Raw genomic sequence first — 502 nt, forward strand, 5'->3', positions numbered from 1 at the left:
CATGCAGAAGGATGGGATAACTCAAGCGGTGAGTGGAGATATCTGGACAATGCCAATAATGCAGTGTCCGAGGCTTGGAGAAAGTCGGGTGACGCATGGTATTATCTGGGTGATGACGGTAACATGGTAAAAGATTCAATCGTTACCGTAGGAGACGGCATTTATTATTTGGATGCCGACGGTGTAATGGCGGCTAATCGTTGGGTTCTTGCAAAAGATATCGACGATAATGATGCATGGTATTACTTCGGTGCCGACGGAAAAGCGTACAAGGGCAGAGACGGCAGAGTATATACTCATGAAATCAACGGAAAGAGATATCTTTTCGATGAAGAGGGAGTAATGCAGACAGGATTCTTTGATGCAGAGGGCAAAGCGGTAGAAGATGACAATCCGTTTAAGAGTGCAATATACTACTTCGGTGATGACGGAGCAATGTATGCGGACCAATGGTTACTTTATTCACAGGTAGGAGAGAATCCGGGATATTCAGAACTCGGAC

The 502-nt window shown here is 45.4% G+C and carries 1 pseudogene; it reads left to right on the plus strand.

What is annotated here, in order from left to right:
• Positions 1-502: pseudogene (locus HMPREF1495_RS01285) on the plus strand (N-acetylmuramoyl-L-alanine amidase family protein); the annotation flags it as partial.

The organism is Lachnoanaerobaculum sp. MSX33 (assembly GCF_000512995.1).
In the GTDB taxonomy this organism is placed as follows: domain Bacteria; phylum Bacillota; class Clostridia; order Lachnospirales; family Lachnospiraceae; genus Lachnoanaerobaculum.